Source organism: Bradyrhizobium sp. USDA 376 (genome assembly GCF_054063675.1).
In genome coordinates, this window is the sequence record NZ_JBSSGN010000001.1 from 2,702,133 (window position 1) to 2,727,714 (window position 25,582).

The 25,582-nt window shown below is 65.6% G+C and carries 21 protein-coding genes, 1 pseudogene and 1 riboswitch; of the genes and pseudogenes, 13 read left to right on the plus strand and 9 right to left on the minus strand.

Annotated elements, in window-relative coordinates:
- Nucleotide 1: 1 nt before the first annotated feature.
- Both ACVJ19_RS12745 and ACVJ19_RS12750 read left to right on the plus strand, forming a co-directional pair.
- Entirely contained in the window at nt 2-982 is a 981-nt protein-coding gene (locus ACVJ19_RS12745; RefSeq protein WP_453948832.1) for an NAD(P)H-dependent glycerol-3-phosphate dehydrogenase, read from the plus strand.
- 2 nt (nt 983-984) lie between these two features.
- Nucleotides 985-1,398 carry an EVE domain-containing protein gene (locus ACVJ19_RS12750; RefSeq protein ID WP_453948831.1) on the plus strand — a complete coding sequence of 138 codons (414 nt, stop codon included), beginning with the start codon at nt 985-987 and terminating at the stop codon, nt 1,396-1,398.
- Nucleotides 1,399-1,624: 226 nt separating this feature from the next.
- Here ACVJ19_RS12750 and ACVJ19_RS12755 read toward each other — a convergent pair whose 3' ends face one another.
- The gene (locus ACVJ19_RS12755; RefSeq protein WP_453955101.1) at nt 1,625-2,704 is read right to left on the minus strand and encodes an adenylate/guanylate cyclase domain-containing protein; all 1,080 of its coding nucleotides are present in this window, start codon (nt 2,702-2,704) and stop codon (nt 1,625-1,627) included.
- 112 nt (nt 2,705-2,816) lie between these two features.
- On the opposite strand from ACVJ19_RS12755, the gene ACVJ19_RS12760 reads away from it, so the two are divergent.
- Nucleotides 2,817-3,272 carry an SRPBCC family protein gene (locus ACVJ19_RS12760; protein ID WP_453948830.1) on the plus strand — a complete coding sequence of 152 codons (456 nt, stop codon included), beginning with the start codon at nt 2,817-2,819 and terminating at the stop codon, nt 3,270-3,272.
- Between the two features lie 109 nt (nt 3,273-3,381).
- Here the strand turns inward: ACVJ19_RS12760 and ACVJ19_RS12765 are convergent, their stop codons facing one another.
- Nucleotides 3,382-4,551 (minus strand): DNA topoisomerase IB, encoded by a 1,170-nt coding sequence (locus ACVJ19_RS12765; protein WP_453948829.1) that lies wholly within the window; start codon nt 4,549-4,551, stop codon nt 3,382-3,384.
- 391 nt (nt 4,552-4,942) lie between these two features.
- Here ACVJ19_RS12765 and acs point away from each other — a divergent pair, with 391 nt between their 5' ends.
- Together acs and ACVJ19_RS12775 are read left to right on the plus strand one after the other, a co-directional pair.
- A complete protein-coding gene (gene acs, locus ACVJ19_RS12770; protein WP_453948828.1) occupies nt 4,943-6,889 on the plus strand; it encodes an acetate--CoA ligase in 1,947 nt (648 codons plus the stop codon).
- Between the two features lie 424 nt (nt 6,890-7,313).
- Complete coding sequence (locus ACVJ19_RS12775) at nt 7,314-7,829, plus strand: L,D-transpeptidase (protein ID WP_453948827.1); 516 nt, start codon at nt 7,314-7,316, stop codon at nt 7,827-7,829.
- Between the two features lie 55 nt (nt 7,830-7,884).
- Here ACVJ19_RS12775 and ACVJ19_RS12780 read toward each other — a convergent pair whose 3' ends face one another.
- Together ACVJ19_RS12780 and ACVJ19_RS12785 are read right to left on the minus strand one after the other, a co-directional pair.
- Nucleotides 7,885-8,475: a thermonuclease family protein gene (locus ACVJ19_RS12780; protein WP_453948826.1), complete on the minus strand. Its 591-nt coding sequence runs from the start codon at nt 8,473-8,475 to the stop codon at nt 7,885-7,887.
- 71 nt (nt 8,476-8,546) lie between these two features.
- On the minus strand, nt 8,547-8,759 hold the full coding sequence (locus ACVJ19_RS12785; RefSeq protein WP_453948825.1) for a DUF1674 domain-containing protein: 213 nt from the start codon (nt 8,757-8,759) through the stop codon (nt 8,547-8,549).
- Nucleotides 8,760-8,947: 188 nt separating this feature from the next.
- Here ACVJ19_RS12785 and ACVJ19_RS12790 point away from each other — a divergent pair, with 188 nt between their 5' ends.
- From ACVJ19_RS12790 to purH, 3 genes are all read left to right on the plus strand, one after another.
- Complete coding sequence (locus tag ACVJ19_RS12790) at nt 8,948-10,294, plus strand: RsmB/NOP family class I SAM-dependent RNA methyltransferase (protein ID WP_453948823.1); 1,347 nt, start codon at nt 8,948-8,950, stop codon at nt 10,292-10,294.
- A 158-nt stretch (nt 10,295-10,452) separates the two neighbouring features.
- Nucleotides 10,453-12,171 (plus strand): heparinase II/III family protein, encoded by a 1,719-nt coding sequence (locus ACVJ19_RS12795; protein ID WP_453948822.1) that lies wholly within the window; start codon nt 10,453-10,455, stop codon nt 12,169-12,171.
- Between the two features lie 59 nt (nt 12,172-12,230).
- Nucleotides 12,231-12,312: riboswitch (ZMP/ZTP riboswitch) on the plus strand.
- Nucleotides 12,313-12,336: 24 nt separating this feature from the next.
- Nucleotides 12,337-13,929 carry a bifunctional phosphoribosylaminoimidazolecarboxamide formyltransferase/IMP cyclohydrolase gene (gene purH / locus ACVJ19_RS12800; protein ID WP_453948821.1) on the plus strand — a complete coding sequence of 531 codons (1,593 nt, stop codon included), beginning with the start codon at nt 12,337-12,339 and terminating at the stop codon, nt 13,927-13,929.
- Nucleotides 13,930-14,036: 107 nt separating this feature from the next.
- Here the strand turns inward: purH and ACVJ19_RS12805 are convergent, their stop codons facing one another.
- Entirely contained in the window at nt 14,037-15,422 is a 1,386-nt protein-coding gene (locus tag ACVJ19_RS12805; protein WP_453948820.1) for an MFS transporter, read from the minus strand.
- A 103-nt stretch (nt 15,423-15,525) separates the two neighbouring features.
- On the opposite strand from ACVJ19_RS12805, the gene ggt reads away from it, so the two are divergent.
- Entirely contained in the window at nt 15,526-17,274 is a 1,749-nt protein-coding gene (ggt, locus tag ACVJ19_RS12810) for a gamma-glutamyltransferase (protein WP_453948819.1), read from the plus strand.
- A gap of 91 nt (nt 17,275-17,365) precedes the next feature.
- On the opposite strand, the gene ACVJ19_RS12815 is transcribed toward ggt, so the two are convergent.
- Nucleotides 17,366-18,031, minus strand: coding sequence for a glutathione S-transferase family protein (locus ACVJ19_RS12815; RefSeq protein ID WP_260387389.1), 666 nt, complete (start codon nt 18,029-18,031; stop codon nt 17,366-17,368).
- 150 nt (nt 18,032-18,181) lie between these two features.
- Here ACVJ19_RS12815 and ACVJ19_RS12820 point away from each other — a divergent pair, with 150 nt between their 5' ends.
- The 4 genes and pseudogenes from ACVJ19_RS12820 (at nt 18,182) to panE (ending at nt 22,030) form a co-directional block, all read left to right on the plus strand.
- Entirely contained in the window at nt 18,182-18,778 is a 597-nt protein-coding gene (locus ACVJ19_RS12820; RefSeq protein WP_453948818.1) for a DUF2239 family protein, read from the plus strand.
- An 87-nt stretch (nt 18,779-18,865) separates the two neighbouring features.
- Nucleotides 18,866-20,201: pseudogene (locus ACVJ19_RS12825) on the plus strand (MATE family efflux transporter).
- A 90-nt stretch (nt 20,202-20,291) separates the two neighbouring features.
- On the plus strand, nt 20,292-20,900 hold the full coding sequence (locus ACVJ19_RS12830) for a 2-hydroxychromene-2-carboxylate isomerase (protein ID WP_453948817.1): 609 nt from the start codon (nt 20,292-20,294) through the stop codon (nt 20,898-20,900).
- A gap of 206 nt (nt 20,901-21,106) precedes the next feature.
- Entirely contained in the window at nt 21,107-22,030 is a 924-nt protein-coding gene (gene panE / locus ACVJ19_RS12835) for a 2-dehydropantoate 2-reductase (RefSeq protein WP_453948816.1), read from the plus strand.
- 166 nt (nt 22,031-22,196) lie between these two features.
- On the opposite strand, the gene ACVJ19_RS12840 is transcribed toward panE, so the two are convergent.
- The 3 genes from ACVJ19_RS12840 to ACVJ19_RS12850 all read right to left on the minus strand — a co-directional run bounded on the left by ACVJ19_RS12840 (nt 22,197) and on the right by ACVJ19_RS12850 (nt 25,345).
- Nucleotides 22,197-23,153, minus strand: a complete 957-nt coding sequence (locus ACVJ19_RS12840) for an IS481 family transposase (RefSeq protein WP_453948050.1) — start codon at nt 23,151-23,153, stop codon at nt 22,197-22,199.
- Between the two features lie 128 nt (nt 23,154-23,281).
- Nucleotides 23,282-23,875, minus strand: coding sequence for a c-type cytochrome (locus tag ACVJ19_RS12845; RefSeq protein ID WP_453948815.1), 594 nt, complete (start codon nt 23,873-23,875; stop codon nt 23,282-23,284).
- A gap of 195 nt (nt 23,876-24,070) precedes the next feature.
- Entirely contained in the window at nt 24,071-25,345 is a 1,275-nt protein-coding gene (locus tag ACVJ19_RS12850; RefSeq protein WP_271582178.1) for a PQQ-dependent sugar dehydrogenase, read from the minus strand.
- Nucleotides 25,346-25,582 lie beyond the last annotated feature (237 nt).

The window sequence follows — 25,582 nt, forward strand, 5'->3', positions numbered from 1 at the left end:
GATGACCGCGTTCCAATCCGTTGCGGTGATCGGAGCGGGCGCCTGGGGCACGGCGCTGGCGACGGTGGCGGCGCGGGCAGGGCGGAGCGTCACGCTCTGGGCGCGCAACGCGGAGCATGCGACGCGGATTGCATCGACGCGCGATAATCCGCGACTGCCCGGTGTGCGGATCGCGCCGGAGATCGTGGTGACGAGCGATCCCGCGGAGGCGTCGCGCGCGGAGATGCTGCTGATCGCAACGCCGGCGCAGCATCTGCGTGGCGCGGTCAACATGCTCTCCTCGCATCTGGCAAAGCCGACGCCGGTCGTCGCCTGCGCCAAGGGCATCGAGCACGGCACCCACAAATTCATGACCGACGTGATCGCGGAGGCCGCGCCGCATGCGCTGCCGGCGATCCTGTCGGGTCCGAGCTTTGCCGACGACGTCGCGCGCGGCCTGCCAACCGCGGTGACGCTGGCCGCGAAGGACGAAGCGCTGGCGAGCAGCCTGGTGCAGGCGCTGGGCTCGCCGACATTCCGCCCCTATCACTCCACCGACATCCGCGGCGTCGAGATCGGCGGCGCGGCCAAGAACGTGCTGGCGATCGCGGTCGGCATTGCGGTCGGGCGCAAGCTCGGCGCCTCGGCCCAGGCGGCGCTGACGACCCGTGGCTTTGCCGAGCTGACGCGCCTCGGCCGCGCGCTCGGCGCGCGCAGCGAGACGCTCACCGGCCTGTCCGGCCTCGGCGATCTGATCCTGACCTGCGCGAGCCCGCAATCGCGCAACTTTGCGCTCGGCCTCGCCCTGGGGCGCGGCGAGCAGCCGTCCGCGGGCAAGCTTGCCGAAGGCGAGTTCACCGCGCCGGTGCTGATCGAACTCGCCGCTTCGCAAAGCATCGAGATGCCGGTATCAGAAGCGGTCGCGTCGATCCTGAGCGGCCGCAGCACGATCGACGCCGCGATCTCGGGGCTGTTGACGCGCCCCTTCAAGGCAGAGGAATGAGCATGGCGTACTGGCTGGTGAAATCCGAACCGTCGGTGTGGTCCTGGGACCAGCAGGTGGCGAAGGGCGCCAAGGGCGAAGTCTGGACCGGCGTGCGCAACTACACCGCGCGCCAGAATCTCGTGAACATGAAGAAGGGCGACAAGGCGTTCTTCTACCATTCCAACGAGGGCAAGGAGATCGTCGGCATCGTCGAGATCATCAAGGAGGCCTATCCTGATCCGACCGACAAGACCGAAAAGTTCGTCTGCGTCGACATCAAGGCCGACAAGCCCCTGAAGACGCCGGTGACGATGGTCGCGGTCAAGGCCGAGAAGAAGCTCGCCGACATGGCCCTGGTGAAATATTCGCGCCTCTCGGTGCAGCCGGTGACGGCCGAGGAATGGAAGCTCGTCTGCAAGATGGGCGGGATGTAGGCGCTGCTGTTCCGCCGTCGTCCCGGACAAGCGCGCTCTTAAGCGCGCGCAGATCCGGGACCCATACTCCGCAGCAATCGTTTTGCGAAGACTCGCGGTTACCAGCTCACGCAACAATGCAATTTTGTGGTTATGGGTCCTGGCTCCCGTGCGCAATTGCGCACCAGGCCAGGACGACACCGAGAACTTGGCGCGGCCGTCGCGCAACGACCTGCAATATCCGGCCTCACGTCTCCGCCAGCGCAAACACCTCGCAAGGCGCGGCAATGCCGCGCAGCGAATGTGATCCGAGCGCGATCAACGGCATCTCCGTCGCGGCAGCGAGTGCACCCGACACCAGCACCGTCCGGCCGAGGGGCTTGCACAAGCCTTCCAGCCGGCTGGCGAGATTGACGGCAGGACCGATCGCCGTGAAGTCGAGCCGGTTGGCGGCGCCGATATTGCCCCAGAGCATCTCGCCGAGATGGAGCGCGGCGCCGAACGCAAGCGGCGGCAGCCCTTGCGCGGCGCGTTCGGCGTTGAGATAGGCCATGCCGGCTTCGGCCGCACTTGCCGCACGGAGAGCCGCTTCGCAGGCACGGCGCGGTGATGGCTCGACCACCGGAAAGATCGCGAGCACGCCGTCCCCGATGAATTTCAGCACCTCGCCGCCGAAGGCATGAACGGCACCGGCGATGCGGTCGAACCAGGCATCGAGCGCCGCGATGACCTGGGCCGGCGGTGTGGTTTCCGACAGGCTCGTGAAATTGCGCAGGTCCGCATAGAGCAGCGCGGCCTGGATGGTCTCGCCGAGATCGCGCCGCAAGGGCGCCGCCAGCACCCGCTCCGCGCTGCGCTTGCCAAGATAAGCATCCAGCGTCGCCCGCAACGTGGCGCGCGCGGCCAGTACGGCGAGGGGCGTCGCCGCGAAGCGTGCGGCCTGACGCAATCGTTCGATTTCATCCGCGGTGAACGGACGCGGCCCGATCCAGCCGAGCAACGGCCCATCGGACCGTCCGACGGCATCTTCGTGCACCTCGCCGCCTGCGACCTCGCGTAGCCAGCGGCGACCGCCATCGTTGGGCGGGTCGGGCGCAAGGCCGCCCGGTACGAAGCCGAGCGCTTCGATGACGCTGCCAGTCTCGGCGCGCCACAGCCAGGTCCGTTTCGCGATCAGCGGATGTGGCACCTCCAGCGTCAGGCTGCCTGCCGCAAGCGGCACGCCGTCGGCGATCAGGTGCGCGCCGAGTTCCGCGAGCAGGCGATCGGCCCCGGGACAATCCGAGGCGGCATCGACGAGCCAGGCGAGGGTCGGGGCGAGGTGCATGGCCCGATGATGGCGAAGCAGGGCCGTCTTTGTCACGGGCAATCCTTGACGGGGCCGTGCGGCGCCGCCATGTCCCATCGTCAGCCCAAGGCAACACCAGGGATGATCGCCGATGACCGAGCCGTTCATAGTGCGACGCGAGACCCAGATCGCAGCCCCGCGGGCCACCGTCTTCGCCTATCTCACCGACCCCGAGAAGATCCTGAGCTGGATGGGCTCCGACGCGGCCACGGAACCGCATCCCGGCGGGCTCTACTTGGTCAAGGATGTCGGCCCACGCGGCGGCGTCGCCCGCGGCGCCTTTCGCGAGGTCGTGCCGGTGCATCGCCTTGCCTATACGTTCGGCTGGGAGGGCGGTCAGGAAGTGCCGCCCGGCTCGAGCCTGATCGAGATCGACCTGATCGAACACGATGGCGGCACGCTGCTGCGCATGACCCATAGCGGGCTGCCGAATGCGGAACAGGCGGCGGCACATGCGAAGGGATGGGCGCACTATCTGGAACGGCTCACGAGCGCAGCGGCGGGGCGCGATCCCGGTCCGGATATGGGCGTGTCAGATAAGAAGTAGCTCTTGTAGGGTGGGCAAAGGCGCGCTTGCGCCGTGCCCACCACCTTTCACCATGAGCAAATGGTGGGCACGCTTCGCTTTGCCCACCCTACGATAGCGCGACGTGTCGCTACACCGCCGCGGTCGCGACAACCTGCGCCAGCAGCTGCTCGCGCCGCGCCTGCGAGCGTTGGCCCTTCATCGTCGCCGCAAAACGCTCCAAAATGCCGTCCTCGAAGGCCGTGACGATGGTATCGTGGACGTAGCTCTTGCGGCAGATCGCCGGCGTGTTCGAGAGCTGGTCGGCCGCGGCGCGGATCGCGTCCAGCACCTGCTTCTTGCGGCCGCGCTGGCTGGTCGCCGGTGTGATCCGCGACAGGGACTCAACGACCACGGCAGACGCCATCAGCGTGCGAAAATCCTTCAGCGAGATCTTGATGCCCGCGATCTCGCGCAAGAACGCGTTCACCTGCGTGGTGTTGACCGCGCGCACGATGCCGTAGGCATCGCGGTACTGGAACATGCGCTTGCCGGGAACGCCGCGCAGAATGCCGATGGCGCGCACCAGCTTGGCCGCGTCGCATTCCTTCCGAACCGCCTTGCCGCCCTTGGCCTTGAAGGTCAGCACGAAGCAGTCGTCTTCCAGCGTGACGTTCGATTTCAGCAGCGTGGTGGCGCCGCGGGTGCCATTGAGGCGGGCATAGGATTCATTGCCGGGGCGGATCGCGGTGCGGGCGATCAGCTCGATCACGGCCGAAAGCGCGAACTCGCGCGTGGGCTCGTCGCCCGACAGGAACGCCGAGACCTTGCGCCGGATCTTTGGCAGCGCGCCGACGAGCTTCTCCAGGCGATGCGCCTTGCGGTGCTCGCGGACCTTCTCCCAGTCGGCGTGATAGCGATATTGCAGCCGGCCCGCGGCATCACGCCCCACGGCCTGGAGATGCGAGCTCGGATCGGCGGAGTAGCGCACCTCGCGGTAGGCCGGCGGCACTGCCATCGCGTGCAGCCGGCGGATGGTGCGGGCGTCGCGGATATGGGCGCCGTTGGGGCGGACGAAGGAATAGCCCTTGCCGCGCTTGATGCGGCGGATGGTCAGCTCATTCTGGTCGCCGAGCCGCAGGCCCAGTTCCCTGGCAAGCGCCTCGACCGTCGCCGGCGGCGATCCATCGAAGGTCTTTTTCGGGCTGGCACGCCTGAAAGGGGCCGGTTTGGGCCATTGTCCGAGGGCCTTGGCCAGAGCAATGGCTGCAGGATCGGCGGAAGCGGGCCGTGTCGTCCCGAGATTCTGCTGATCCATCATAGTGTTAAGCCTTTAGCCCTGTCTGTTACCGTTCAATGCCGCTGTTCTGATTTTTGTTCCGAGGGGCCTCTTTGGACCCGGGTTGGCCATTTAGGGTGTTCCGAACCGTATTGCGAGTCCCGAATCAGTGAAAGACGGTTTCTAAATACCTCCGGCGGGCGCATGGGGCTCTGCGCGGGCCTGTTCCCGTGATTTGGGTAAAGAGCCGAAAGGCGCGTGCCGGCCTGTTTCAGATCTGCGACAGCAAACCTCCCGCACCTTGATCCGCCGCATGGTCGGCGGCTCGCCGAAGGTCCAGCTTGTGCTCCTTGTCGGGTCCGGTTAGCCCGACGCATAATCAATCAAATGATGATGTCGGCATTGCCTCAGCTTGCCGCATGTGGAGGGAAATATGTCCGAGAAGATCTACGACGTGCCGGCGGAATGGGCGAAGCGCGCCTGGGTCGACCAGGCCAAGTACAAGGAGATGTACGCTCGCTCGATCTCGGACCCGAACGGCTTCTGGGCCGAACAGGCCAAGCGCATCGACTGGATGAAGGCGCCGACCAAAATCGAGAACGTCTCCTTCGCGCCCGGCAACATCTCGATCAAATGGTTCGAGGACGGCATCCTCAACGTCGCCCACAACTGCATCGACCGGCATCTCCACACGCGCGCCAACCAGACCGCGATCATCTGGGAAGGCGACGATCCCTCGCAATCCCGCCACATCACCTACAAGGAGCTGCACGACGAAGTCTGCCGGATGGCCAACATCCTGCGCACCCGCAACGTCAAGAAGGGCGATCGCGTCACCATCTATCTGCCGATGATCCCCGAGGCCGCCTATGCGATGCTGGCCTGCGCGCGGATCGGCGCGATCCACTCCGTGGTGTTCGCGGGCTTCTCGCCCGACAGCCTCGCCCAGCGCATCAACGACTGCCAGTCCAAGGTGATCATCACCGCGGACGAAGGCCTGCGCGGCGGCAAGAAGGTGCCGCTGAAGGCCAATGTCGACGCGGCGCTCGCTAAAGCCGACGGCGTCGACTGGGTCGTCGTGGTCAAGCGCACCGGTGGCAAGATCGACATGAACCCGACGCGCGACCTCTGGTACCACGAGGCGGCGGCAATGGTGACGACGGAATGCCCGGTCGAGCACATGCACGCCGAAGACCCGCTGTTCATCCTCTACACCTCGGGCTCGACCGGCCAGCCCAAGGGCGTGCTGCACACCACGGGCGGCTATCTCGTGTTCGCCTCGATGACGCATCAATACGTCTTCGACTATCACGACGGCGACATCTACTGGTGCACCGCCGACGTCGGCTGGGTCACCGGCCACAGCTACATTCTCTACGGGCCGCTCGCCAACGGCGCTACCACGCTGATGTTCGAGGGCGTGCCGAATTATCCTGATAATTCGCGCTTCTGGAACGTCATCGACAAGCACAAGGTCAACATCTTCTACACCGCGCCGACCGCGATCCGCGCGCTGATGCAGAGCGGCGATGAGCCGGTGAAGAAGACCTCGCGCGCGAGCCTGCGCCTGCTCGGCTCGGTCGGCGAGCCCATCAATCCGGAAGCCTGGGAATGGTATCACCGCGTCGTCGGCGACGACCGCTGCCCGATCGTCGACACCTGGTGGCAGACCGAGACCGGCGGCATTTTGATCACGCCGCTGCCGGGCGCAACCAAGCTCAAGCCGGGCTCGGCGACGCAGCCGTTCTTCGGCGTGGTGCCGGAGATCGTCGATGCCGACGGCAAGACGCTGGAGGGCGAGACCACCGGCAATCTCTGCCTCACCCGGGCTTGGCCGGGCATGATGCGCACGGTCTATGGCGATCACGCGCGCTTCGAGCAGACCTATTTCTCGACCTACAAGGGCAAGTATTTTACGGGCGACGGCTGCCGGCGCGATGCCGACGGCTATTACTGGATCACCGGCCGCGTCGACGACGTCATCAACGTCAGCGGTCACCGCATGGGCACCGCGGAAGTCGAGAGTGCGCTGGTCGCGCATGAGAAGGTGTCGGAGGCCGCGGTGGTCGGCTTCCCGCACGACATCAAGGGCCAGGGCATCTACGCCTATGTCACCCTGATGGCCGGCGTGCAGCCGACCGACGATCTGCGCAAGGAGCTCGTGACCTGGGTGCGCAAGGAGATCGGCCCGATCGCCTCGCCCGACCAGATCCAGTTCGCGCCGGGCCTGCCCAAGACCCGCTCCGGCAAGATCATGCGCCGCATCCTGCGCAAGATCGCCGAGGACGAGCCGGGCAGCCTCGGCGACACCTCGACCCTGGCCGATCCCGCCGTGGTCGATGATCTCGTGAAGAACCGGCAGAACAAGAAGTCGGCCTGAGCTGCTTTCGTGCCCCGGACGCAGCGCAGCGCGCACTCGCGCGGTGCGCTGCTGAGCCGGGGCCCATGGAGCCAAGCGCAAAGAACTAGGTCCCGGCTCAGCGTCGCGTCACTTCGTGCCGCGCCTTGTCCGGGACACGAGCGCGCGTTTCGCGCCGACCTTCCTGAACAACAGCCATTCACATCTTCACGCTCTCGTCAGAGCGCGCAGCGGTGTGGCCGCATCTTTCCCCCTGAGTGTTGTTTTCAGGTCATTTACTTTATTTCGAACTTTTCCTTTGTTCCCCCTGCTGGCTGGCCCTCGGCGGCCGCGCTTGGAAACCATCCGGTTAACGGGCGCGGTTAATACTGTGTGGGCGAGCGGGGCATTGCCGGGTTTGCGTAGATTTGGACGACCCGTTCGGGGCAACGGAAGGGAAGCATTGATGTCGATGAGGATTGCGGTGGCGCTGGCCGCCACCATCGGGGCAGGCGTCTTGATGTCGACGGCCGCCGAGGCGCGGCCGGAGCTGGTGGGAGCGCATCCGGGCGAGTATTCGCCGGGCACCATCGTGGTGAAGACCAACGAGCGCAAGCTCTACCTCATTCTCGATTCCGGTCACGCCGTGCGCTACCCGGTCGGCGTCGGCAAGTCCGGCAAGCAGTGGGCCGGCACCACCCGCATCGACGGCAAGTATCGCAATCCGGCCTGGTCGCCGCCCGCCGAGGTCAAGCGCGACAAGCCGCAGCTGCCCGACGTCATTCCCGGCGGCTCGCCGCGCAACCCGATGGGCGTGGCCGCAATGACGCTGGCCGGCGGCGAATATGCCATCCACGGCACCAACGTGCCGGGTTCGGTCGGCGGCTTCGTCTCCTATGGCTGCATCCGCATGCTCAACGACGACATCACCGATCTCTACAGTCGCGTCTCCGTCGGCACCACGGTGGTCGTGACGCGCTGATCAGCGATATCCAAATGAGACAATGAGAACCGCGTTGAAAGACGCGGCTCTTTCGTTACCAGAAACGCCAGCCTCGCGCGCACCAGCCGTCGCGATGACCGCCATCGTAGCTGCGCGCATAGCCACCCGCGAGCAGGGCTGCCGAGACACTGGCAGTGCGTTTGGTCGTGACGTCGGCGAGAACGCGACCATATTTGTCGGGGCCAAGATTGGTGATCGTGACGCCGCCCTGGCCAAGCAGATCGCGCAGCGCGCGGGCTGCAGCTTCGGCCTTGTCCAACTCCTCCTGGCACGACGCCTTAAGTTCGGGCGCATCGATGCCGCGCAGGCGAACGCGCACGACGAGAGCGCGGCCGTCGCGCTGATGAACGCGCGCGAGAAAGGTGTCGCCGTCGATGGTGCGAATGACGTCGACCGGCTCGCGACTATCGGGACGGCCGGCCTGCTGGAGAACAATCTCGGCGTTCCGTGTGCGATCGCCATCCGCGTGCGGAAAAGGCCAGTCCGTCCCGTGGCGGAAGGTGAGCACGATCGCCAGCACGATGCCGACCACGAACATCCACGGCAACAATCCGGAGAAGTGGCGGCCAAACGGCGAGCCACTGTATGAAGGCCGGTATGGATTGTTGGAATCGAAGCGCGGCATGCGCGCACGCTAGGGCTGAGTCGGCTGAAGCGGCAAGAGTGGCTTAAGAGGGTGCCTTGAGAATCGCAGCCTTAGAAGTCGGAGGCGATGCCCTTTCTCTCCCAATCGCCGTAGCGGGTAGGCTCGGGCCCCTTCGGACCCTGCAATTCCTTGGGCCCCGCCTTGGCGCCGTCCTTGTTGGCCTCCGCGGCCGCGGCCTGACGGCGCGCCTCGGCTTCGGCCAGCGCGCGCTGGGCGGCCGGCGACAACGGCTTGCGATCCGGAATGGGAGGCTGGTCACTCATCGTCGGGCTTTCTAGCGCAGCACGCGCCGCGGCGCGACGTCCAATATCGCATTCCTGAAATCGGGCCGGAGGGCTGAAAAAGCCGGAAGCGATTCTTACATTTGGCATATTCGCGTGCCACAGATTGGCTTCTCTAGGCATGCGCCCATTGCGGCGGAACTGCCGCTCGCTCAGAACCTTGCTTCCGCATGCCATCTCAACGTTTCGCCCCTCCGTCCGAAGTGCCTGGTCTCGCGGCGCGGCGGATTGCCGCCGATATCGTCGACGGCGTGCTGCACAAGCACCGCACGCTCGACGACCAACTCGACGGCGGCGGCGCCCATCCCGGACTGAAGACGCTGGCCGACCGCGACCGCGCGCTGATGCGCCGCCTGGTCGCCACCGTGCTGCGCCGGCTCGGCACGCTCGGCCATGTTCTGTCTCGCCTGCTCGACAAGGGCATTCCCTCCGACGCGCCACGTGCGCAGAGCGCGCTGCTGATCGGCGCCGCCCAGATCCTCTGGATGGACGTGCCCGATCACGCCGCCGTCGACCTCTCCGTCCGCCTCGTGCAATCCGACCGGCGCGCCGCGCGCTATGCCGGCCTCGTCAACGCCGTGCTGCGCCGCTGCGCGCGCGAGGGCAAGGCGCTGGTCGACGAGGTCGCCACGCAATCGCTGGACCTGCCGCCCTGGCTGCTTTCGCGCTGGAGCGCGCATTACGGCGAGAGGGCCGCAAGGGACATGGCGCTGGCGCTCGGCCATGAGCCGTCGCTCGATCTCACCGTGAAGTCGGACCCGGCGCAATGGGCAAGCCGCCTGCATGGCGAGACGCTGCCGACCGGGACGGTGCGGATGCTGCTGCACGGCGCGGTGACCATGCTGCCCGGCTTCGCCGAGGGACAATGGTGGGTGCAGGACGCCGCCGCCGCACTGCCGGCCCGGCTGTTCGGTGACATCAAGGGCAAGTCCATTGCCGATCTCTGCGCCGCGCCCGGCGGCAAGACTGCACAGCTGGTGCTATCAGGCGCGCAGGTCACGGCGATCGACCGCTCGCCCGCCCGTGTGGCGCGGCTGCGCGAGAATCTGGCGCGGTTGTCGCTCCAGGCCGAGACCGTCGTCGCTGACGCCGTGGAGTGGGCCGGCCCGCCTGAGGGTTTTGACGGCATCCTGATCGACGCGCCCTGCACCTCGACCGGCACCATCCGCCGTCATCCCGATGTCGCCTGGCTCCGTCAGGAATCCGACATCGCCGCCCTGACCGCGCTCCAGCAGCGGCTGCTGAAGAAATCGGTCTCGCTGCTCAAGCCGGGCGGCACGCTGGTCTACTGCACCTGTTCGCTGGAACCCGAGGAAGGCGAGCAGGCCGTGGCCGCGCTGCTGGCCGCGGAGCCCGCGCTTCGCCGCGTCCCGATCGCGGCGTCGGAGGTTGCGGGCCTCGCCGAAATCATCACCGCAGATGGCGACCTGCGCACCCTGCCGAGCCATCTGCCGAACGCCGATCCGAAGCTCGGCGGGCTCGATGGATTCTTCGCAAGCCGGCTCGTTAAATCCTGATTTTGCACTGGTTTTTGCAATCTCGACGCCGATTCGCGCCGTTCAGGGTGGTGTCAGGCGGCCGATTTTGGGATTAATAAGGATTCGTCGGAATCCTCTCTCCCCCTTCAAGGCAAGGCGTGTCGGTCGCTCAACGCAGACGTATCTCGACGCTGGTCATGAACCGCTTCGCGCGGAACATGCTCGCGCGCGCGAGCGGCGGCTCGGTTGCGCTGTCGCGGGTCTGGCCCAGCCGCACCGACCGTCTGATCATCGCGCCGCATGACTTACGCACCGCGGATGCGACTCGCGCCGCCGAGATCTATGCCGGCCGCTTCGTCTTCGCCGGCAAGATCGTCAATTGCCACGGCCGCTCGATCTTCGATCTCGAGCCACCGTCGGAGGATTGGGAGGTCGCGCTGCTCGGCTTCGGCTGGCTGCGCCATTTGCGCGCCGCCGACACCGCGCTGACGCGGGCCAATGCGCGCGCGCTGGTCGAGGACTGGATCGCCAACCCCGCCAACAAGCGCCGCCCCGTCGCGCGGCGCGCCGACGTGCTGGCGCGGCGCGTGATCTCGCTGCTGTCGCAGGCACCGCTGGTGCTCAACGACACCGACAACAAGTTCTATCGCCGCTATTTGCGCGCGCTCGCCCGCGAAATTCGTTTCCTGCGCTACACCATGGTCGACATCCCCGACGGGGTGCCGAAGCTCCAGGTGCTGATCGCGCTGTGCTACGCGGCGCTGTGCCTCGCCAACCAGGCGCGCCACATCCGCAACGCCTCGAAGAAGCTGTCGGATGAATTGCAGCGCCAGATCCTGCCCGACGGCGGCCACATCTCGCGCAATCCGGGCGCGCTGATCGAGCTCCTGATCGACCTGTTGCCGCTGCGCCAGACCTTCGCCGCGCGCAACATCGCGCCGCCGCCGGCGCTGCTCAATGCGATCGACCGCATGATGCCGATGCTGCGCTTCTTCCGGCACGGCGACGGCAATTTCGCGCTGTTCAACGGCATGAGCGCGACGTCCTCGGACCTGCTCGCGACGCTGCTCGCCTATGACGACACCCACGGCGCGCCGATGGCGAACATGCCGCATACCGGCTTCCAGCGTCTCGATGCCGGCCAGACCACCGTGATCATCGACACCGGCCCGCCGCCGCCGGCCGGCGTCAGCCACGACGCCCATGCCGGCTGCCTGTCGTTCGAATTGTCCTCCGGCATCAGCCGCATCGTCACCAATTGCGGCATGCCGACCACGGGCCGCGACAATTGGCGGCCATTCGCGCGCGGCACCGCGGCGCATTCGACGCTGACCTATCGCGACACGTCGTCATGCCAGTTCGTGGAGATGTCGGCGATGAAGCGCCTCCTGCACGGCGCGCCCGTCACCAGCGGACCGGTCGAGGTCGAGAGCTATCGCGAGGTCGTGCAGAACGGCACGCTGCTGACGACCTCGCATGACGGCTATCTCTCCAAATTCGGCGCGATCCATCGCCGCGTGCTGATGATCACCAATGACGGCGCACGCATCGACGGCGAGGATACGCTGTCGCCGCCGCAGGGAGGACGCTTCAAGGGCGCCGATGCCGATTTCGCCTTGCGCTTCCATCTGCATCCGGCCGTGAAGGCGAGCCGGTTGTCGGATGCCCGCGGCGTCATGCTGGTGCTGCCGAACCGCGACGTCTGGACCTTCGAGGCGCTCGACGACAAGGTCGACCTCGAGGACAGCGTGTTCCTGGCCGGCAATGACGGCCCGCGCCGCACTGCCCAGATCGTGATCCGCCAGGATGCGCGGCAGGCCCCTTCGATCCGCTGGAGCTTCATCCGCTCGACCGCCTCACCTGCGGTCACCAATGCCCGCCGCAACGCCCGGCGCGAGCCGGAACTGCCGCTGTAGACGCGCTCGATTCGGTCCCATCTCGTCGTTGTGGAAACGGCTGAAAGCTGCTATCGAGCCCTCGCTCGCGCGACTGGCGACCTTGGATGGAGCACCATCGGGAAGCGCGGGACATATGAGCCGCGCGCCTGGGCATAGACACTCCCTTAGCAGAGGATCTTGCTCATGACTGACCATCCCCGCCGCGTCACCCGCGCCCTTCTCTCCGTTTCCGACAAGACCGGCCTGATCGAGTTCGCCAAGGCGCTCGCCGCGCATGATGTCGAGCTGGTCTCGACCGGCGGCACCGCCAAGGCCATCGCCGCGGCCGGGCTCAAGGTGAAGGACGTTTCCGAGCTCACCGGCTTCCCCGAGATGATGGACGGCCGCGTCAAGACGCTGCATCCGAAGGTGCATGGCGGCCTGCTCGCGATCCGCGACAACAAGGACCATTCGGACGCAATGAAGGCGCACGGCATCGCGCCGATCGACCTGCTCGTCGTCAATCTCTATCCGTTCGAGGCGACCGTCGACAAAGGCGCGGGCTTCGAGGATTGCATCGAGAACATCGACATCGGCGGCCCCGCGATGATCCGCGCCGCCGCCAAGAACCATGACGACGTCGCCGTCGTGGTCGAGGCCGACGACTACAAGGCCGTGCTCGACGAGCTCGCCGCCAACAAGGGCGCGACCACGCTGAAGCTGCGCCGGCGTCTCGCCGCAAAGGCCTACGCGCGCACCGCGGCCTATGATGCCGCGATCTCGAACTGGTTCAACCGGCAGCTCGAGATCGACGCGCCCGACTTCCGCGCCTTCGGCGGCCGACTGATCCAGTCGCTGCGCTATGGCGAGAACCCGCACCAGACTGCAGCGTTCTATGCCACCCCGGACAAGCGTCCGGGCGTCTCGACCGCGCGGCAGCTGCAGGGCAAGGAGCTCTCCTACAACAACATCAACGACACCGACGCAGCCTATGAATGCATCGCCGAGTTCGACGCCAAGCGCACCGCGGCCTGCGTCATCGTCAAGCACGCCAATCCTTGCGGCGTGGCAGAAGGCGCAAACCTCGTCGAGGCCTATCGCAGGGCGCTGGCCTGCGATTCCACCTCGGCGTTCGGCGGCATCATCGCGATGAACCGCGCGCTCGACGCCGACACCGCGCGCGAGATCACCAAGATCTTCACCGAGGTGATCATCGCGCCCGACGCCAGCGAGGAAGCGATCGCCATCATCGGCGGGAAGAAGAACCTGCGCCTGCTGCTCGCCGGCAGCCTGCCCGACCCGCGCGCGCCAGGCCTCACCGCCAAGACGGTCGCCGGTGGTCTCCTGGTGCAAAGCCGCGACAACGCCGTGGTCGACGACATGACCTTCAAGGTCGTCACCAAGCGTGCGCCGACCGATGCGGAAATGCGCGACCTCAAGTTCGCGTTCCGGGTCGCCAAGCACGTCAAGTCCAACACCATCATCTACGCCAAGGATCTCGCTACCGTCGGCATCGGCGCGGGCCAGATGAGCCGGGTGGATTCAGCCCGGATCGCGGCACGCAAGGCGCAGGATGCGGCGGGTGAGCTGAAGCTCGCCGAGCCGCTCACCAAGGGGTCTGTCGTGGCATCGGACGCGTTCTTCCCGTTCGCCGACGGCATGCTCGCCTGCATCGAAGCCGGCGCCACCGCCGTGGTGCAGCCCGGCGGCTCCATGCGCGACGACGAAGTGATCAAGGCCGCCGACGAGCACGGCATCGCCATGGTGTTCACGGGCACGCGGCACTTCAGGCACTGATTTCGCCGTCATTCCGGGGCGCGCGGAGCGCGAACCCGGAATCTCGCGCGACAACTTCTGGATTCCGGGTTCATCGCTGCGCGATGCCCCGGAATGACGGTGGGGTGCTAATCCCGCACCCGCATCAACAGCCCCAGTCCCGCAACGAAGAACACCACCAGCACGGCCATGCCGGCCTTCTGGCTCGCGGTCGCCGCCGTGATCATGCCGATCAGCAGCGGGCCGATGAAGGACGTCACCTTCCCCGTCAGCGCGAACAAGCCGAAATACTGCGCGATGCGGTCTTTCGGCGCGAGGCGGATCAGCAGCGTGCGCGAGGCGGCCTGGAGCGGGCCGCCGGCGGCACCGATGAGACAACCCAGCACGAGATAGGCGCGCTCGGCCGCGCTCGAGAACAGGGAAGCGCCTGCTTGCGGCGGCGCCACCTTGACGAACAGCACGCTGTCCTTGTCGACCAGAAGGATCGCCGCCACCGCGAGCAGCAGGAGCAGCAGGCTGCCGGCGATGACGCGCTTCGGCCCGAGATGATCATCCAGCTTGCCGCCGAGCCATGCGCCGAACGTGCCGGCAATCGCGAGCATGATGCCGAAGCTGCCGATCTGGATCGTGTGCCAGCCGAATGTGCCGGCGGCGTAAATGCCGCCGAACGCGAACAGCGACACCAGGCCGTCGGTATAGATCATGTTGGCGAGCAGGAACGCCGCGAGCGATTTCTGCTGCGGCAGACCCTTGATCGATTGCTTGAGCTCTAACAGGCCTTCGCGCAGCGCTTCGCGCATCGGCCGCTTCGCCGGGTAGTCCGGCGTGAACAGAAACAGCGGCGTCACGAAGATGATGAACCACAGCCCGGTCAGCGGCCCGACGATGCGGTCGCCCTGATGAGTGGCGGGATCGAGCCCGAACAGCGGCGCAAAGCCGAGCAGCGTGCGGCCGGTCTCGGGACTGGCGGCGAGGAAGCCGAGCACGATGATCAGGCTGACGATGCCGCCGATGTAACCCGTGGCCCAACCGGTGCCGGAGAGCCGGCCGATGCGCTCCGGCGGCACCAGGGTCGGCATCATCGCATTGTTGAAGACGGTGGCGAATTCCGCCCCGACGCTGGCGAGCGCGACCGCGGTGAGCAGCGGCGGAATGACTGAGGGATCGCCGGGCTTGCCGATCCATAGTGTGCAGGATGCCAGCACCAGCAACGTGCCGAACCCTGCGATCCAGGGCTTCCTGCGGCCGGACGCATCCGCGATGGCCCCGAGCACCGGTGACAGCAGCGCGATGGCGAGACCCGCCGCCGCCATTGCGAAGCCCCACAGCGATTGGCCCGTGGCCGGATCAGGCGCGACGCTGGTGGCGAAATAGGGCGCAAACACGAAGGTCGTGATCAACGTGAAATAGGGCTGCGCGGCCCAGTCGAAGAAGATCCAGCTGACGACAGCCGCGCGCGGCGGATAGGTCCGCTGCACGCCAGTCATGCGCGCATCGTGGGCGATTGTCGTCATTCCGAAGTCCTTATCACGAACAGTTTTGTCCCTCTTAGCGCAAACCGTATAGCATTAAGGAGAGGCGTGTGAACCGGCCCGAGGCCACGGCGGAAATTTGATAATGTCGTCATATTGGACCCGGCGGACATTTTTCGCCTTCTTCTCCATTCTGGCGCTCGGCCTTGCGCCTGCGACCGCGCAGGATGCGCGGCGGGCCTATGTTCCGCCGTCGCTCGATGCGGTTCATGCCGTTGCCGCCGAGCATGGCATGGTGGTGGCGCAGGAGAAGATCTCGGCGCAGGTCGGCGCCGACATCCTGCGACGTGGCGGCAATGCGGTCGATGCCGCGGTCGCGACCGGCTTTGCGATGGCGGTGACCTATCCGCGCGCCGGCAATATCGGCGGCGGCGGCTTCATGGTGATCCATTCCGCCGAGCGCAACGAAGACATCGCGATCGACTATCGCGAGACCGCGCCGGCGGCGACCACACCGCAGATCTTCCTCGGTCCCGACGGCAAGCCCGATGCCGCCAAGTCGCGCGATTCCGCGCTCGGCGTCGGCGTGCCCGGCACCGTCGCAGGCCTTGCGCTGGCATTGGAGAAATACGGCTCGGGCAAGTTCACGGTGGCGCAACTGCTCGAGCCGGCGATCGCGCTGGCCCGTGACGGATTCGTCGTCAGCGACGATATCGCCGACAGCCTGCCGGGCTGGCACCGGCGCCTCGCGCGCTGGCCTTCCTCCGCGAAGATTTTTTCACGTCCTGACGGCACTTCGCTCGGCGAAGGCGATCGGCTGGTGCAAAGCGATCTTGCCGAAACGCTGTCGGCCATCGCCGCACAGGGGCCGCGCGGCTTCTACGAGGGCCCGGTTGCGGAGAAGCTCGCCCAGGCGCTGTCGGATGCCGGCGGCATCATGACGACGGCCGACCTGAAGGCTTATCAGCCGGTGATCCGCACGCCCGTGCGCGGCAGCTATCGCGGCTATGACATCGTCTCGATGCCGCTGCCGTCCTCCGGCGGCGTGGTGCTGGTGGAGACGCTCAACATCCTCGAAGGCTTTCAGCTCCGTGATCTGAAGCAGGGATCGCCGGCCTCGCTGCATCTGCTGATCGAGGCCATGAAGCGTGCCTATGCGGATCGCGCGCGCTATCTCGGCGATCCCGCCTTCGTCAACGCGCCGATAGAAACCCTCACGTCAAAGGATTATGCGGCCAAGCTGCGCGCGGGCATCTCCACCGATCGCGCCACACCGTCGAAGCAGCTGGCATCCGCCGCCGACGCGCCGCGCGAGGGCAGCAACACCACGCATTTTTCGGTCGTCGACAGCAGCGGCAACGCCGTCAGCAACACGTACACGCTGAATTTCAGCTACGGCGTCGGCCTCGTCGCCGAAGGCACCGGCGTGCTGCTCAACAACGAGCTCGACGATTTCACCGCGGCGGTCGGTGCCTCCAACGCCTACGGCCTCGTCGGCTACGAGCCCAATCTGCCCGGCCCCGGCAAGCGGCCGCTGTCCTCGATGTCGCCGACCATCGTGCTGAAGGACGGCAAGCCGGTGCTGGTCACGGGGTCGCCCGGCGGGAGCCGCATCATCTCCACCGTGCTCCAGGTGATCGTCAACGTGCTCGACTACAGGATGGACGTCGCGGCCGCCGTCGCCGCGCCGCGGCTGCATCATCAATGGCTGCCGGACGAAGTGCGCATCGAGCGCGGCTTCTCCGACCAGGTCCTGACCGGGCTGAAGGCCATGGACCACGTCATCGTCGAGCCGATGGGGCAGACCTCGGCCAATTCGATTCTGGTGACGCCGAATGGTCCCCTCGGCGCACCCGATCCGCGCACGCGCGGTGCGGAAGCCGCGGGACAGTAACGCCGTCCGTGCATGGCGCGTGCTCTGCGCGAACCATGGCGCGAGAGTCCAGGTTCACGCTTCGCGTGCTTCGGAGTGATGGTGAAAGTACCTATCGCCCCACCTGATACGGCCCGCCCTTCTCAAGGGCACGCGCATAGGCCGGACGCGCATGAATGCGCTCCAGGAACGCCATGGCCTTGGGATGGCCCTGCTCGAGGCCGCCGCGCGCTTGCGCAGCTTCCAGAGGGAAGCTCATCTGGATGTCGGCGGCGGTGAACTCGTTGCCGGCGAACCACTCGCTCTTCGCAAGCTCGCCTTCCCAATAATCCATGTGCTGCTTGAGCTGCGGATTGACCAGCGCGGTCAGCGCCTGGTTGCAGACCTTGCGCACCAGCGGGCGCAACAGCGCCGGCGCGCGCTTCGGCATCAGCGTGAACAGCAGCTTCAGGAGCAGCGGCTGCATCGCCGAGCCCTCGGCATAGTGCAGCCAGTAGGTGAAGCGCAGCCGCTCCGGCGTGTTCGGCGGCGGAATCAGTCGGCCGTTGCCGTAAGTGGCGATGAGATATTCGATGATCGCGCCGGATTCCGCGATGGTGTTGCCGTTGTCGGTGATGACAGGCGACTTGCCCAGCGGATGGATCGCGCGCAGCTCCTTCGGCGCGCGCATGTCCGGCTGGCGCTGATAGCGCACGATCTCATAGGGCACGCCCAACTCTTCGAGCAGCCACAGCACGCGCTGGGAGCGCGAATTGTTGAGGTGGTGAACAGTCAGCATCGTGAGGTCCCCGGGCTAGGCGTGGTCGGTCGGCCGGGTCGTTCGTGCCAGCCCGGGAACGCAATGTCGAGCCATCGGTGCGGATATTTTCACCCGGGTATATTGACGTCGATAATTTACCCGGGTATTAAATCGGCCAACACGATCAATATGGCAATGATTCCAATGCAAGGGACCTACACAGCCTTCGTCGGCCAGCGCCGGCTGACCTCCGGCCCGGCGGGCGACGTCGCGCTCGCGGTCAAGCGGACGACACAACCGCTGGACCAGCCGGTCATCATCTTCGACGACGGCACGGGCCGGTCGATCGATTTCGACCTGCGCGGCGACGATCGCGCGGTGCTGGCGCGATTGGAGAAGCTGGCACCGCCCCCGACCGAAACGACCGAGGCACCCGCCGAGCCGCGCGGACGGGGACGGCCGAAGCTCGGCGTGGTCGCGCGCGAGGTGACGCTGCTGCCGCGGCACTGGGAGTGGCTCAACGCGCAAGCCGGCGGCGCCTCGGTCGCTTTGCGCAAGCTCGTCGACGAGGCAAGGCGCGCCAGCGGCGACAAGGACCGCGAGCGGCAGGCGCGCGATGCGGCCTATCACTTCATGTCGACCATGGCCGGCGATCTGCCACTGTTCGAGGAAGCCTCGCGCGCATTGTTCGCGGATGACCGGCGACGCTTCACCGGACTGATCGCCGACTGGCCGGCCGACATCCGCGACCACATCGTCAAGCTCGCCTACAGCGACCGCGCTTAAGGCGCGTTCTCTCTTCCAACCCCATCGACGGCCGAGCCGCGCCTTGCGCGGCAACGGTTTTGCACGCCCTGATGAAAGGCCTATCCCATGTCTGCTCCAAAGCCGCTCTGGAAAACATTCCTCCGCTTCCTCGCTCCGCTGATGCTGAGCAACGCGCTGCAATCGCTGTTCGGCACCGTCAGCAATGTCTATCTCGGCCAGATGATCGGCGTCGACGCACTGGCGGCGGTGTCGGCGTTCTTCCCGGTTAGCCTTCGTCATGGGCCTGAGCACCGGCGCCACCGTACTGATCGGCCAGGCTTTTGGCGCGGGTGAGCACGGGAGGATCAAGATCGTTGTGGGCACGACGCTCGCAGTCGGTCTCTTGCTGTCGGTCTCGGTTGCGCTGGTCGGCGGGATCTTCAGCCGGCAATTGATGATGATGCTCGCGACGCCCGCGGACATTCTCGACCAGGCCAGTGCCTACGCACGCATCATGCTGCTCACGATGCCGCTCGGCTTCGTCTTCCTGCTGGTGACGGCAATGATCCGCGGCGTCGGCGATGCGCTCACGCCGCTGCTGGCGCTGGCGTTATCGACCACGATCGGCCTGATCCTGACGCCGATGTTGATCCGTGGCGCGTTCGGGCTTCCCGCCACGGGCATCGCCAGTCCTGCCTGGGCGGCTGCAATCGCCAACGGACTGACGCTGATGGCGTTGGCCATCTATCTGCTGCGGAAGAAACACGCACTCGCACCAGACGCTGCACTGCTGGGTCATCTCAGGCTCAATCGCGCCGCGCTCGGCAAAATTCTCGGCATCGGCCTGCCGAGCGCAATCGGCATGGTGGTGATGGCGATCGCCGAGCTGGTGCTGCTCGGCCTCGTCAACGGCTTCGGCTCGAACGCCACTGCGGCCTATGGCGCCGTCAACCAGGTGATGGGCTATACGCAGTTCACGGCGATGTCGATCTCGATCGCGGTCTCGATCCTCGGCGCCCAAGCCGTCGGCGGCGGCGACAGGGCCCGGCTCGACGGCATCGTCCGCACCGGTCTTGCGTTCAACATCGTCCTGACGGGCGGGCTGGTGGCGCTGATCTATCTCGCGCCGCGCGCCGTGCTCGGCATCTTCATCACCGACGGCGCCGTGCTCGACCTGGCGAAGGAATTGCTCGACATCGCCCTGTGGAGCTCGGTGCCGTTTGGTCTGGCCACGGTGTTTTCCGGCGCGATGCGCGCTGGCGGTGTCGCCTTCACGCCGATGCTGCTGTCGATCTTCGCGATTGTCGCGATCGAGCTGCCGGCTGCGTTTGTCCTCAGCCGCACCGTCGGCCTGACGGGCGTGTGGGCCGCCTATCCCATCGTGTTCTGCGCCATGTTCCTTTTGCAGATGGGCTATTACCTCCTGGTGTGGCGCAAGCGGGCGATCCGGCGCCTGATCTGATCATCAAAGTATTATGACCGTCATTAAACGGTGGACCCGTGGCGCGGCCTGCGCCACAATGCCAAAAAAGCGCCTCCAGGGAGAACGAACTTGCCCCGCACAGCCCCGCAATTCCTGTTCGATTTCGGCAGCCCGAACGCCTATCTCAGCCATCTCGCGATCCCGGCGATCGAAGAGCGGATCGGCGTCAAGTTCGAATATGTGCCGATTCTGCTCGGCGGCATCTTCAAATCGACCAACAACAAATCGCCGGCCGAGACGCTCGCCGGCATCAAGAACAAGCGCGAATTCCAGCAAATCGAGACCGAGCGCTTCATCAAGCGCTTCAAGGTCCAGCCTTACGTCATGAATCCCTTCTTTCCCGTCAACACGTTGAACCTGATGCGCACCGCGATCGCGGCGCAGCTCGAGGGCGTGTTCGAGAAATATGTCGAGGCCGCCTTCCACCACATGTGGCGCGAGCCGAAAAAGATGGACGACCCTGAAGTCGCGGCAAAGGCGCTGGCGTCCTCCGGCCTCGATGCGCAAAAGCTGTTCGCCCGCGCTCAGGAACCGGAAGTGAAGGCCCGACTGATCAAGAACACCGAGGAGGCGGTCGCCCGCGGCGCCTTCGGCTCTCCGACCTTCTTCGTCGGCAACGAAATGTTCTTCGGCAAGGAGCAGCTGCGCGAGGTCGAGGAGATGGTGTCGGGGACGTGATTTTCGTATGGTGCACAGACCGGGCAACATCTCCGGTGTCGTCCTGGCCTCGTGCGCAACTGCGCACAGGAGCCAGGACCCATAACCACCGAAGGCTATGGATGTGACGAGCTGGGGCTCCAACTTGTCCGACAACAGGCAGTCGGGGTAATGGGTCCTGGCTTTCGCCAGGACGACGGCAAAGAAGAAACAGCAAGGACAATCCCATGCGTATTCTCGTGGTCGGTGCCGGCGCCATCGGCGGCTATTTTGGTGGCAGGCTGTTGCAGGCCGGCCGCGACGTCACCTTCCTGGTCCGGCCGCGCCGCGCCAGCGAGCTCGCGAGCGCCGGCCTCGTCATCAAGAGCCCGAACGGCGACGTGACCCTGAAAAATCCGCCGACCGTGCAGGCCGACGCGCTCAAGGACAAGTTCGACGTCGTGCTGCTCAGCTGCAAGGCGTTCGACCTCGACGACGCCATCAAGTCGTTCGCGCCGGCTGTCGGCCCGAACACGTCGATCATTCCAATGCTGAACGGCATGAAGCATCTCGACATCCTCGACGGCAAGTTCGGCAAGGAGCGGGTGCTCGGCGGCCTCTGCGCCATCGCCGCGACGCTGAACGAGAAGCGCGAGGTGGTGCAGCTCCAGCCGATGCAGTCGCTCAGTTACGGCGAGCGCGACGGCAAGCTGTCGGACCGCGTCAAGGCAATCGACGAGGCCTTCAAGAGCGGCATCAATGGCGCCGCCGCGAGCCAGAACATCATGCAGGACATGTGGGAGAAGTGGGTGTTCCTCTCTTCGCTCGCCGCAAGCACCAGCCTGATGCGCACCTCCGTCGGCAATATCCTCGCCGCCCCCGGCGGCCGGGATTTCCTGCTCGGCATGCTCGATGAGACCAGCGCCATCGCCACCGCGTCCGGCTATCCCCCGGGCGGCCCGTTCTTCGAGCGCGTGAAGGGCAATCTCTCCACCGAAGGCTCGCCGATGACCGCGTCGATGTTCCGCGACATCAAGGCGGGCCTGCCGGTCGAAGCCGACCACGTCATCGGCGATCTCATCGCCCGCGCCGATGCGGCCAAGGTGCCGGTGCCGAAGCTGCGCATCGCGTACACGCATCTGAAGGCGTATGAGAAGCAGCGGGCAGGGTAGCTCGCGCTCCACACACCGCTGTCGTCCCGGCGAGGGCCGGGACCCATAACCACAGGGCGTCGTTTGGCGAAGACCGGTCGTGACTCAGTTGTCGCGCGGTACGAACACCTGTGCTTATCGATAGATCACGCGGTATGGGTCCCGGCCCCCCGCGCGCAATTGCGCGCTAGGTGTGGAGCCTCAAGAGGTTGTCCTCGGTCAAACCGAGCCTGCTGATCGGCGTTTGAGATTTTATACCACCGTGGGGCCGGTGCCAGTTGTATTGGTGCAGCCAGAACGGCAGCTCTTGGGCGCGCCGATCTGATGTTGGATAGGCTTTGGCATAAGCCCATTCGCGAAGCGCGGTTTGGATGAAGCGCTCGGCCTTGCCGTTTGTTCTGGGTGTATAGGGCTTGGTGCGAATATGCTTGATGCCGAGGTCCCGGCAAGCGTCGCGGAAGGCGAAGGACTGGTAGCAACTGCCATTGTCGGTCATGACGCGCGTGACGGTGACGCCGAGGCTTTTGTAATAAGCCACAGCCGCCTTGAGAAAAGGAACAGCACTGTCCGCGGTCTCGTCGGGCTTGATCTCGGAGAACGCGACGCGGGAATGGTCGTCAATGCAGACGTGGACGAAATCCCAACCAGCGCCACGGCTCTTGTTCGGACCACTCGGATCGCCGGTGATGCGGTGGCCCACACGCTCGAAACGCCCGAGCTTTTTGATGTCGATGTGGAGCATCTCGCCGGGCGTCTCGCGCTCATAGCGGCGCTCCGGTTCGGCCGGCTCCAGGTCGCGTATCCGGTTTAATCCCAAACGGCGCAGGATGCGGCTGACGGTGGCCGGTGACACCTCGACCTCGGCAGCGATCTGTTTGCCGGTGTGGCGCTGCCGGCGCAACGCCTCCACAGCGGTGCACGTGGCGACCGGGGTTTGGCTTGGCGATGAAAGGGGCCTGGAGGAGCGATCACGCAATCCCTCCACACCTTCCGCGCGGAACCGCTTGACCCATTTGGCGACCGTCTTCGGCGTCGTATTGAACAGGTCGGCCGCGCCAGCTTGGCTCAGCCCGCCTTGCACCACGCTTCGGACCATCGCCTCTCGACCTTTGGGCGTCAAAGGCGCATTCTTGTGCACGTTCATCTGGTCTCTCCTTGGAACACTGAAGCTTCGCAACCTCAGCTTCCTCGGTTCAGACCAGATGGACAACCTCCTGAGAGACCACAGCTAGGCCGGGACGACGAACTGTGTTTGCTGCTACAGCTACACCGCTATTTCAAATGCGCGAGATAGTGCGAGACCGCCGTGATTTCCTCGTCGCTCATGTGATAGGCGACATCGGCCATCGCCGCGACGCCGCCGCCCACGCGGACGCCCGCCTTGTAGTCGTGCAGCGCCTTGACGAGATATTCCTCGCGCTGGCCTGCGAGCCGCGCCACGGCCTTGGTGCCGGCATAGCTGTCGGTGTGGCATGAGGCACAGCGGCGGCCAACCGCCGCCTCCGCGCCCTTCTTCGAGAGATCCGGGTCCTTGTCCTCCGCTGCCTTCGGCGGCGTCATTTGCGAAAAGTAGGCGCCGAAATTGCGGATGTCCTCGTTGGTGATCTCCTCCACGATCGGCTGCATCTGATCGTTCTTGCGCGAGCCGGCGCGGAAGAACACGAGCTGCCACTGGATGAATTGATCAGGCTGGCCGGCCAGCGACGGAATGTTCTCCGTCTGAGAAATGCCGTTCTCGCCGTGACAGCCGGAGCAGACCGCGGCCTTGTCCTTGATCGCGGAATTGTCGGCGGCGCTTGCGGAAAGAGTGCCGAGCGTCAGGAGCGCAACCGCGCTGATTGCGTGCGAGATAGGCTGCCGGCGCATGATGGGGATTCCGATCTATCGAGGTCGTCCTTCCGGGCCGCGCCGCTTGGCGCGCGCCCGGAATCCATAACCACGAATCGGGGTTATGGGTTCCGGACTTGCGCGCAAGTGCGCGCAATCCGGAACGACAGTGTGGGGCATTGAAATGAAAGAGGCTGCGGCCATCGCGCGGTCGCAGCCTCTTCTCGTGTCGCGCTACTTCTTGCTGTAGCTGATGCGATAGATCGCGCCGGCCCAGTCGTCGGCGACGAGGATCGAGCCGTCCTTGGCAAGGATGATGTCGTTGGGACGGCCGAGATAGCCCTGGTCACCCTCGAGCCAGCCGGAGGCGAACACCTCCTGCTTGGCGTTCTTGCCGTCGGGCCCGACGATCACGCGCATGATGCGGGCGCCCTGGTACTTGTGCCTGTTCCAGGAGCCGTGCTCGGCGATCAGGATGTTGTTCTTGTACTCGGCGGGGAACTGGTCGCCGGTATAGAACTTCATGCCGAGCGGAGCGACATGCGCGCCGAGGTTCAGCACCGGCGGCGTGAACTCGGAGCATTTGTGGCCCATCGCGAACTTCGGATCGGGCAGGTCGCCCTGGTGGCAATAGGGATAGCCAAAATGCTCGCCGATCTTGCTGATCATGTTCAGCTTGTCTGAGGGCAGATCGTCGCTGACCCAGTCGCGTGCATTCTCGGTGAACCAGAATTTGCCGGTGCGCGGATCGACGTCGCCGCCGACCGAGTTGCGAACGCCGAGCGCCCAGATCTCGGCGTTGCCGGTCTTGGGATCGACGCGGCGGATTTGCGACACGCTGGTCGGGGGAATGCCGACATTGAAGGGCGGGCCGAACGGCAGGAAGAACCAGCCTTCCTTGTCGACCGCGATGTACTTCCAGCCATGCGCGGCATAGGACGGCATGTCGTCATAGACGACCTTGCCATCGCCGAGCTTGTCGAGATTGGCCTCGGCGTTGTCGTAGCGGATCAGCTTGTCGACCGCGATGACGTAGAGCGCGCCGTCCTTGAAGGCGAGACCGGTGGGCATGTTCAGCCCCTTGAGGATGGTCTTGACCTCCTTCTTTCCGTTGTTGTCCTTGATGGCATAGACGTTGCCGAGGCCGAACGAACCGACGAACAGCGTGCCCTTGTCACCCCAGGCCATCTGCCGCGCGGCGAGAACGCCGGGTGCATAGACCTCGATCTTGAAGCCTGCCGGCAGCTTGATCTTCTTCATCATCGCCGCGAGCTCGGCCTCCGACGCGCCGGTCGGCGGACCCGAGGGCGGCGCGAGGCCCTTCTGCGCCTCGGTCTCGTCGCCGAGGAACCAGTCATCCGGCGGATGGGTCCAGAATTCCTTGGTGCCGGATTCGTATTTCTTCAGTACCCGGTTTTTGTCCTGTTGCTGCGCATTGACAACGCTGGTCCCGGCAAGAAGGGCAACCGCTGCAAGCGCCAACACGGATCGATGGAACATCGATGTCATCGCGTCACTCCCCTAAGGCAGCCGTCAGGGCTGCACGTTATTTTGTTTTGCTGTTTGAGTAGGCGAAGTTCGGAGTCTGTCAGGACGACAGACACAAAAAGGTTAGCACATCTGCGGGCGGTGAGAAGCGCATGGCGTGTGCTGCGGTTGCGCTCAATAAAAGTTGAGACGGATTTTCTCCGGGCGCCAGCGCGGCAGCGTCAACGATCTCGCTGCAACGCGGAATCTGGATGGCGC

What these genes read in the sequence shown, in the direction of transcription:
- ACVJ19_RS12775 (WP_453948827.1), top strand. Translation starts at nt 7,314, where the DNA reads ATGTCGATGAGGATTGCGGTGGCGCTGGCCGCCACCATCGGGGCAGGC.
- panE (WP_453948816.1), top strand. Translation starts at nt 21,107, where the DNA reads ATGCGTATTCTCGTGGTCGGTGCCGGCGCCATCGGCGGCTATTTTGGT.
- ACVJ19_RS12795 (WP_453948822.1), top strand. Translation starts at nt 10,453, where the DNA reads ATGAACCGCTTCGCGCGGAACATGCTCGCGCGCGCGAGCGGCGGCTCG.
- ACVJ19_RS12745 (WP_453948832.1), top strand. Translation starts at nt 2, where the DNA reads ATGACCGCGTTCCAATCCGTTGCGGTGATCGGAGCGGGCGCCTGGGGC.
- ACVJ19_RS12815 (WP_260387389.1), bottom strand. Translation starts at nt 18,031, where the DNA reads ATGCTGACTGTTCACCACCTCAACAATTCGCGCTCCCAGCGCGTGCTG.
- ACVJ19_RS12760 (WP_453948830.1), top strand. Translation starts at nt 2,817, where the DNA reads ATGACCGAGCCGTTCATAGTGCGACGCGAGACCCAGATCGCAGCCCCG.
- ggt (WP_453948819.1), top strand. Translation starts at nt 15,526, where the DNA reads ATGTCGTCATATTGGACCCGGCGGACATTTTTCGCCTTCTTCTCCATT.
- ACVJ19_RS12790 (WP_453948823.1), top strand. Translation starts at nt 8,948, where the DNA reads ATGCCATCTCAACGTTTCGCCCCTCCGTCCGAAGTGCCTGGTCTCGCG.
- ACVJ19_RS12850 (WP_271582178.1), bottom strand. Translation starts at nt 25,345, where the DNA reads ATGACATCGATGTTCCATCGATCCGTGTTGGCGCTTGCAGCGGTTGCC.
- ACVJ19_RS12765 (WP_453948829.1), bottom strand. Translation starts at nt 4,551, where the DNA reads ATGATGGATCAGCAGAATCTCGGGACGACACGGCCCGCTTCCGCCGAT.
- ACVJ19_RS12845 (WP_453948815.1), bottom strand. Translation starts at nt 23,875, where the DNA reads ATGCGCCGGCAGCCTATCTCGCACGCAATCAGCGCGGTTGCGCTCCTG.
- acs (WP_453948828.1), top strand. Translation starts at nt 4,943, where the DNA reads ATGTCCGAGAAGATCTACGACGTGCCGGCGGAATGGGCGAAGCGCGCC.
- purH (WP_453948821.1), top strand. Translation starts at nt 12,337, where the DNA reads ATGACTGACCATCCCCGCCGCGTCACCCGCGCCCTTCTCTCCGTTTCC.
- ACVJ19_RS12750 (WP_453948831.1), top strand. Translation starts at nt 985, where the DNA reads ATGGCGTACTGGCTGGTGAAATCCGAACCGTCGGTGTGGTCCTGGGAC.
- ACVJ19_RS12840 (WP_453948050.1), bottom strand. Translation starts at nt 23,153, where the DNA reads ATGAACGTGCACAAGAATGCGCCTTTGACGCCCAAAGGTCGAGAGGCG.
- ACVJ19_RS12780 (WP_453948826.1), bottom strand. Translation starts at nt 8,475, where the DNA reads ATGCCGCGCTTCGATTCCAACAATCCATACCGGCCTTCATACAGTGGC.
- ACVJ19_RS12785 (WP_453948825.1), bottom strand. Translation starts at nt 8,759, where the DNA reads ATGAGTGACCAGCCTCCCATTCCGGATCGCAAGCCGTTGTCGCCGGCC.
- ACVJ19_RS12805 (WP_453948820.1), bottom strand. Translation starts at nt 15,422, where the DNA reads ATGACGACAATCGCCCACGATGCGCGCATGACTGGCGTGCAGCGGACC.
- ACVJ19_RS12820 (WP_453948818.1), top strand. Translation starts at nt 18,182, where the DNA reads ATGGCAATGATTCCAATGCAAGGGACCTACACAGCCTTCGTCGGCCAG.
- ACVJ19_RS12755 (WP_453955101.1), bottom strand. Translation starts at nt 2,704, where the DNA reads ATGCACCTCGCCCCGACCCTCGCCTGGCTCGTCGATGCCGCCTCGGAT.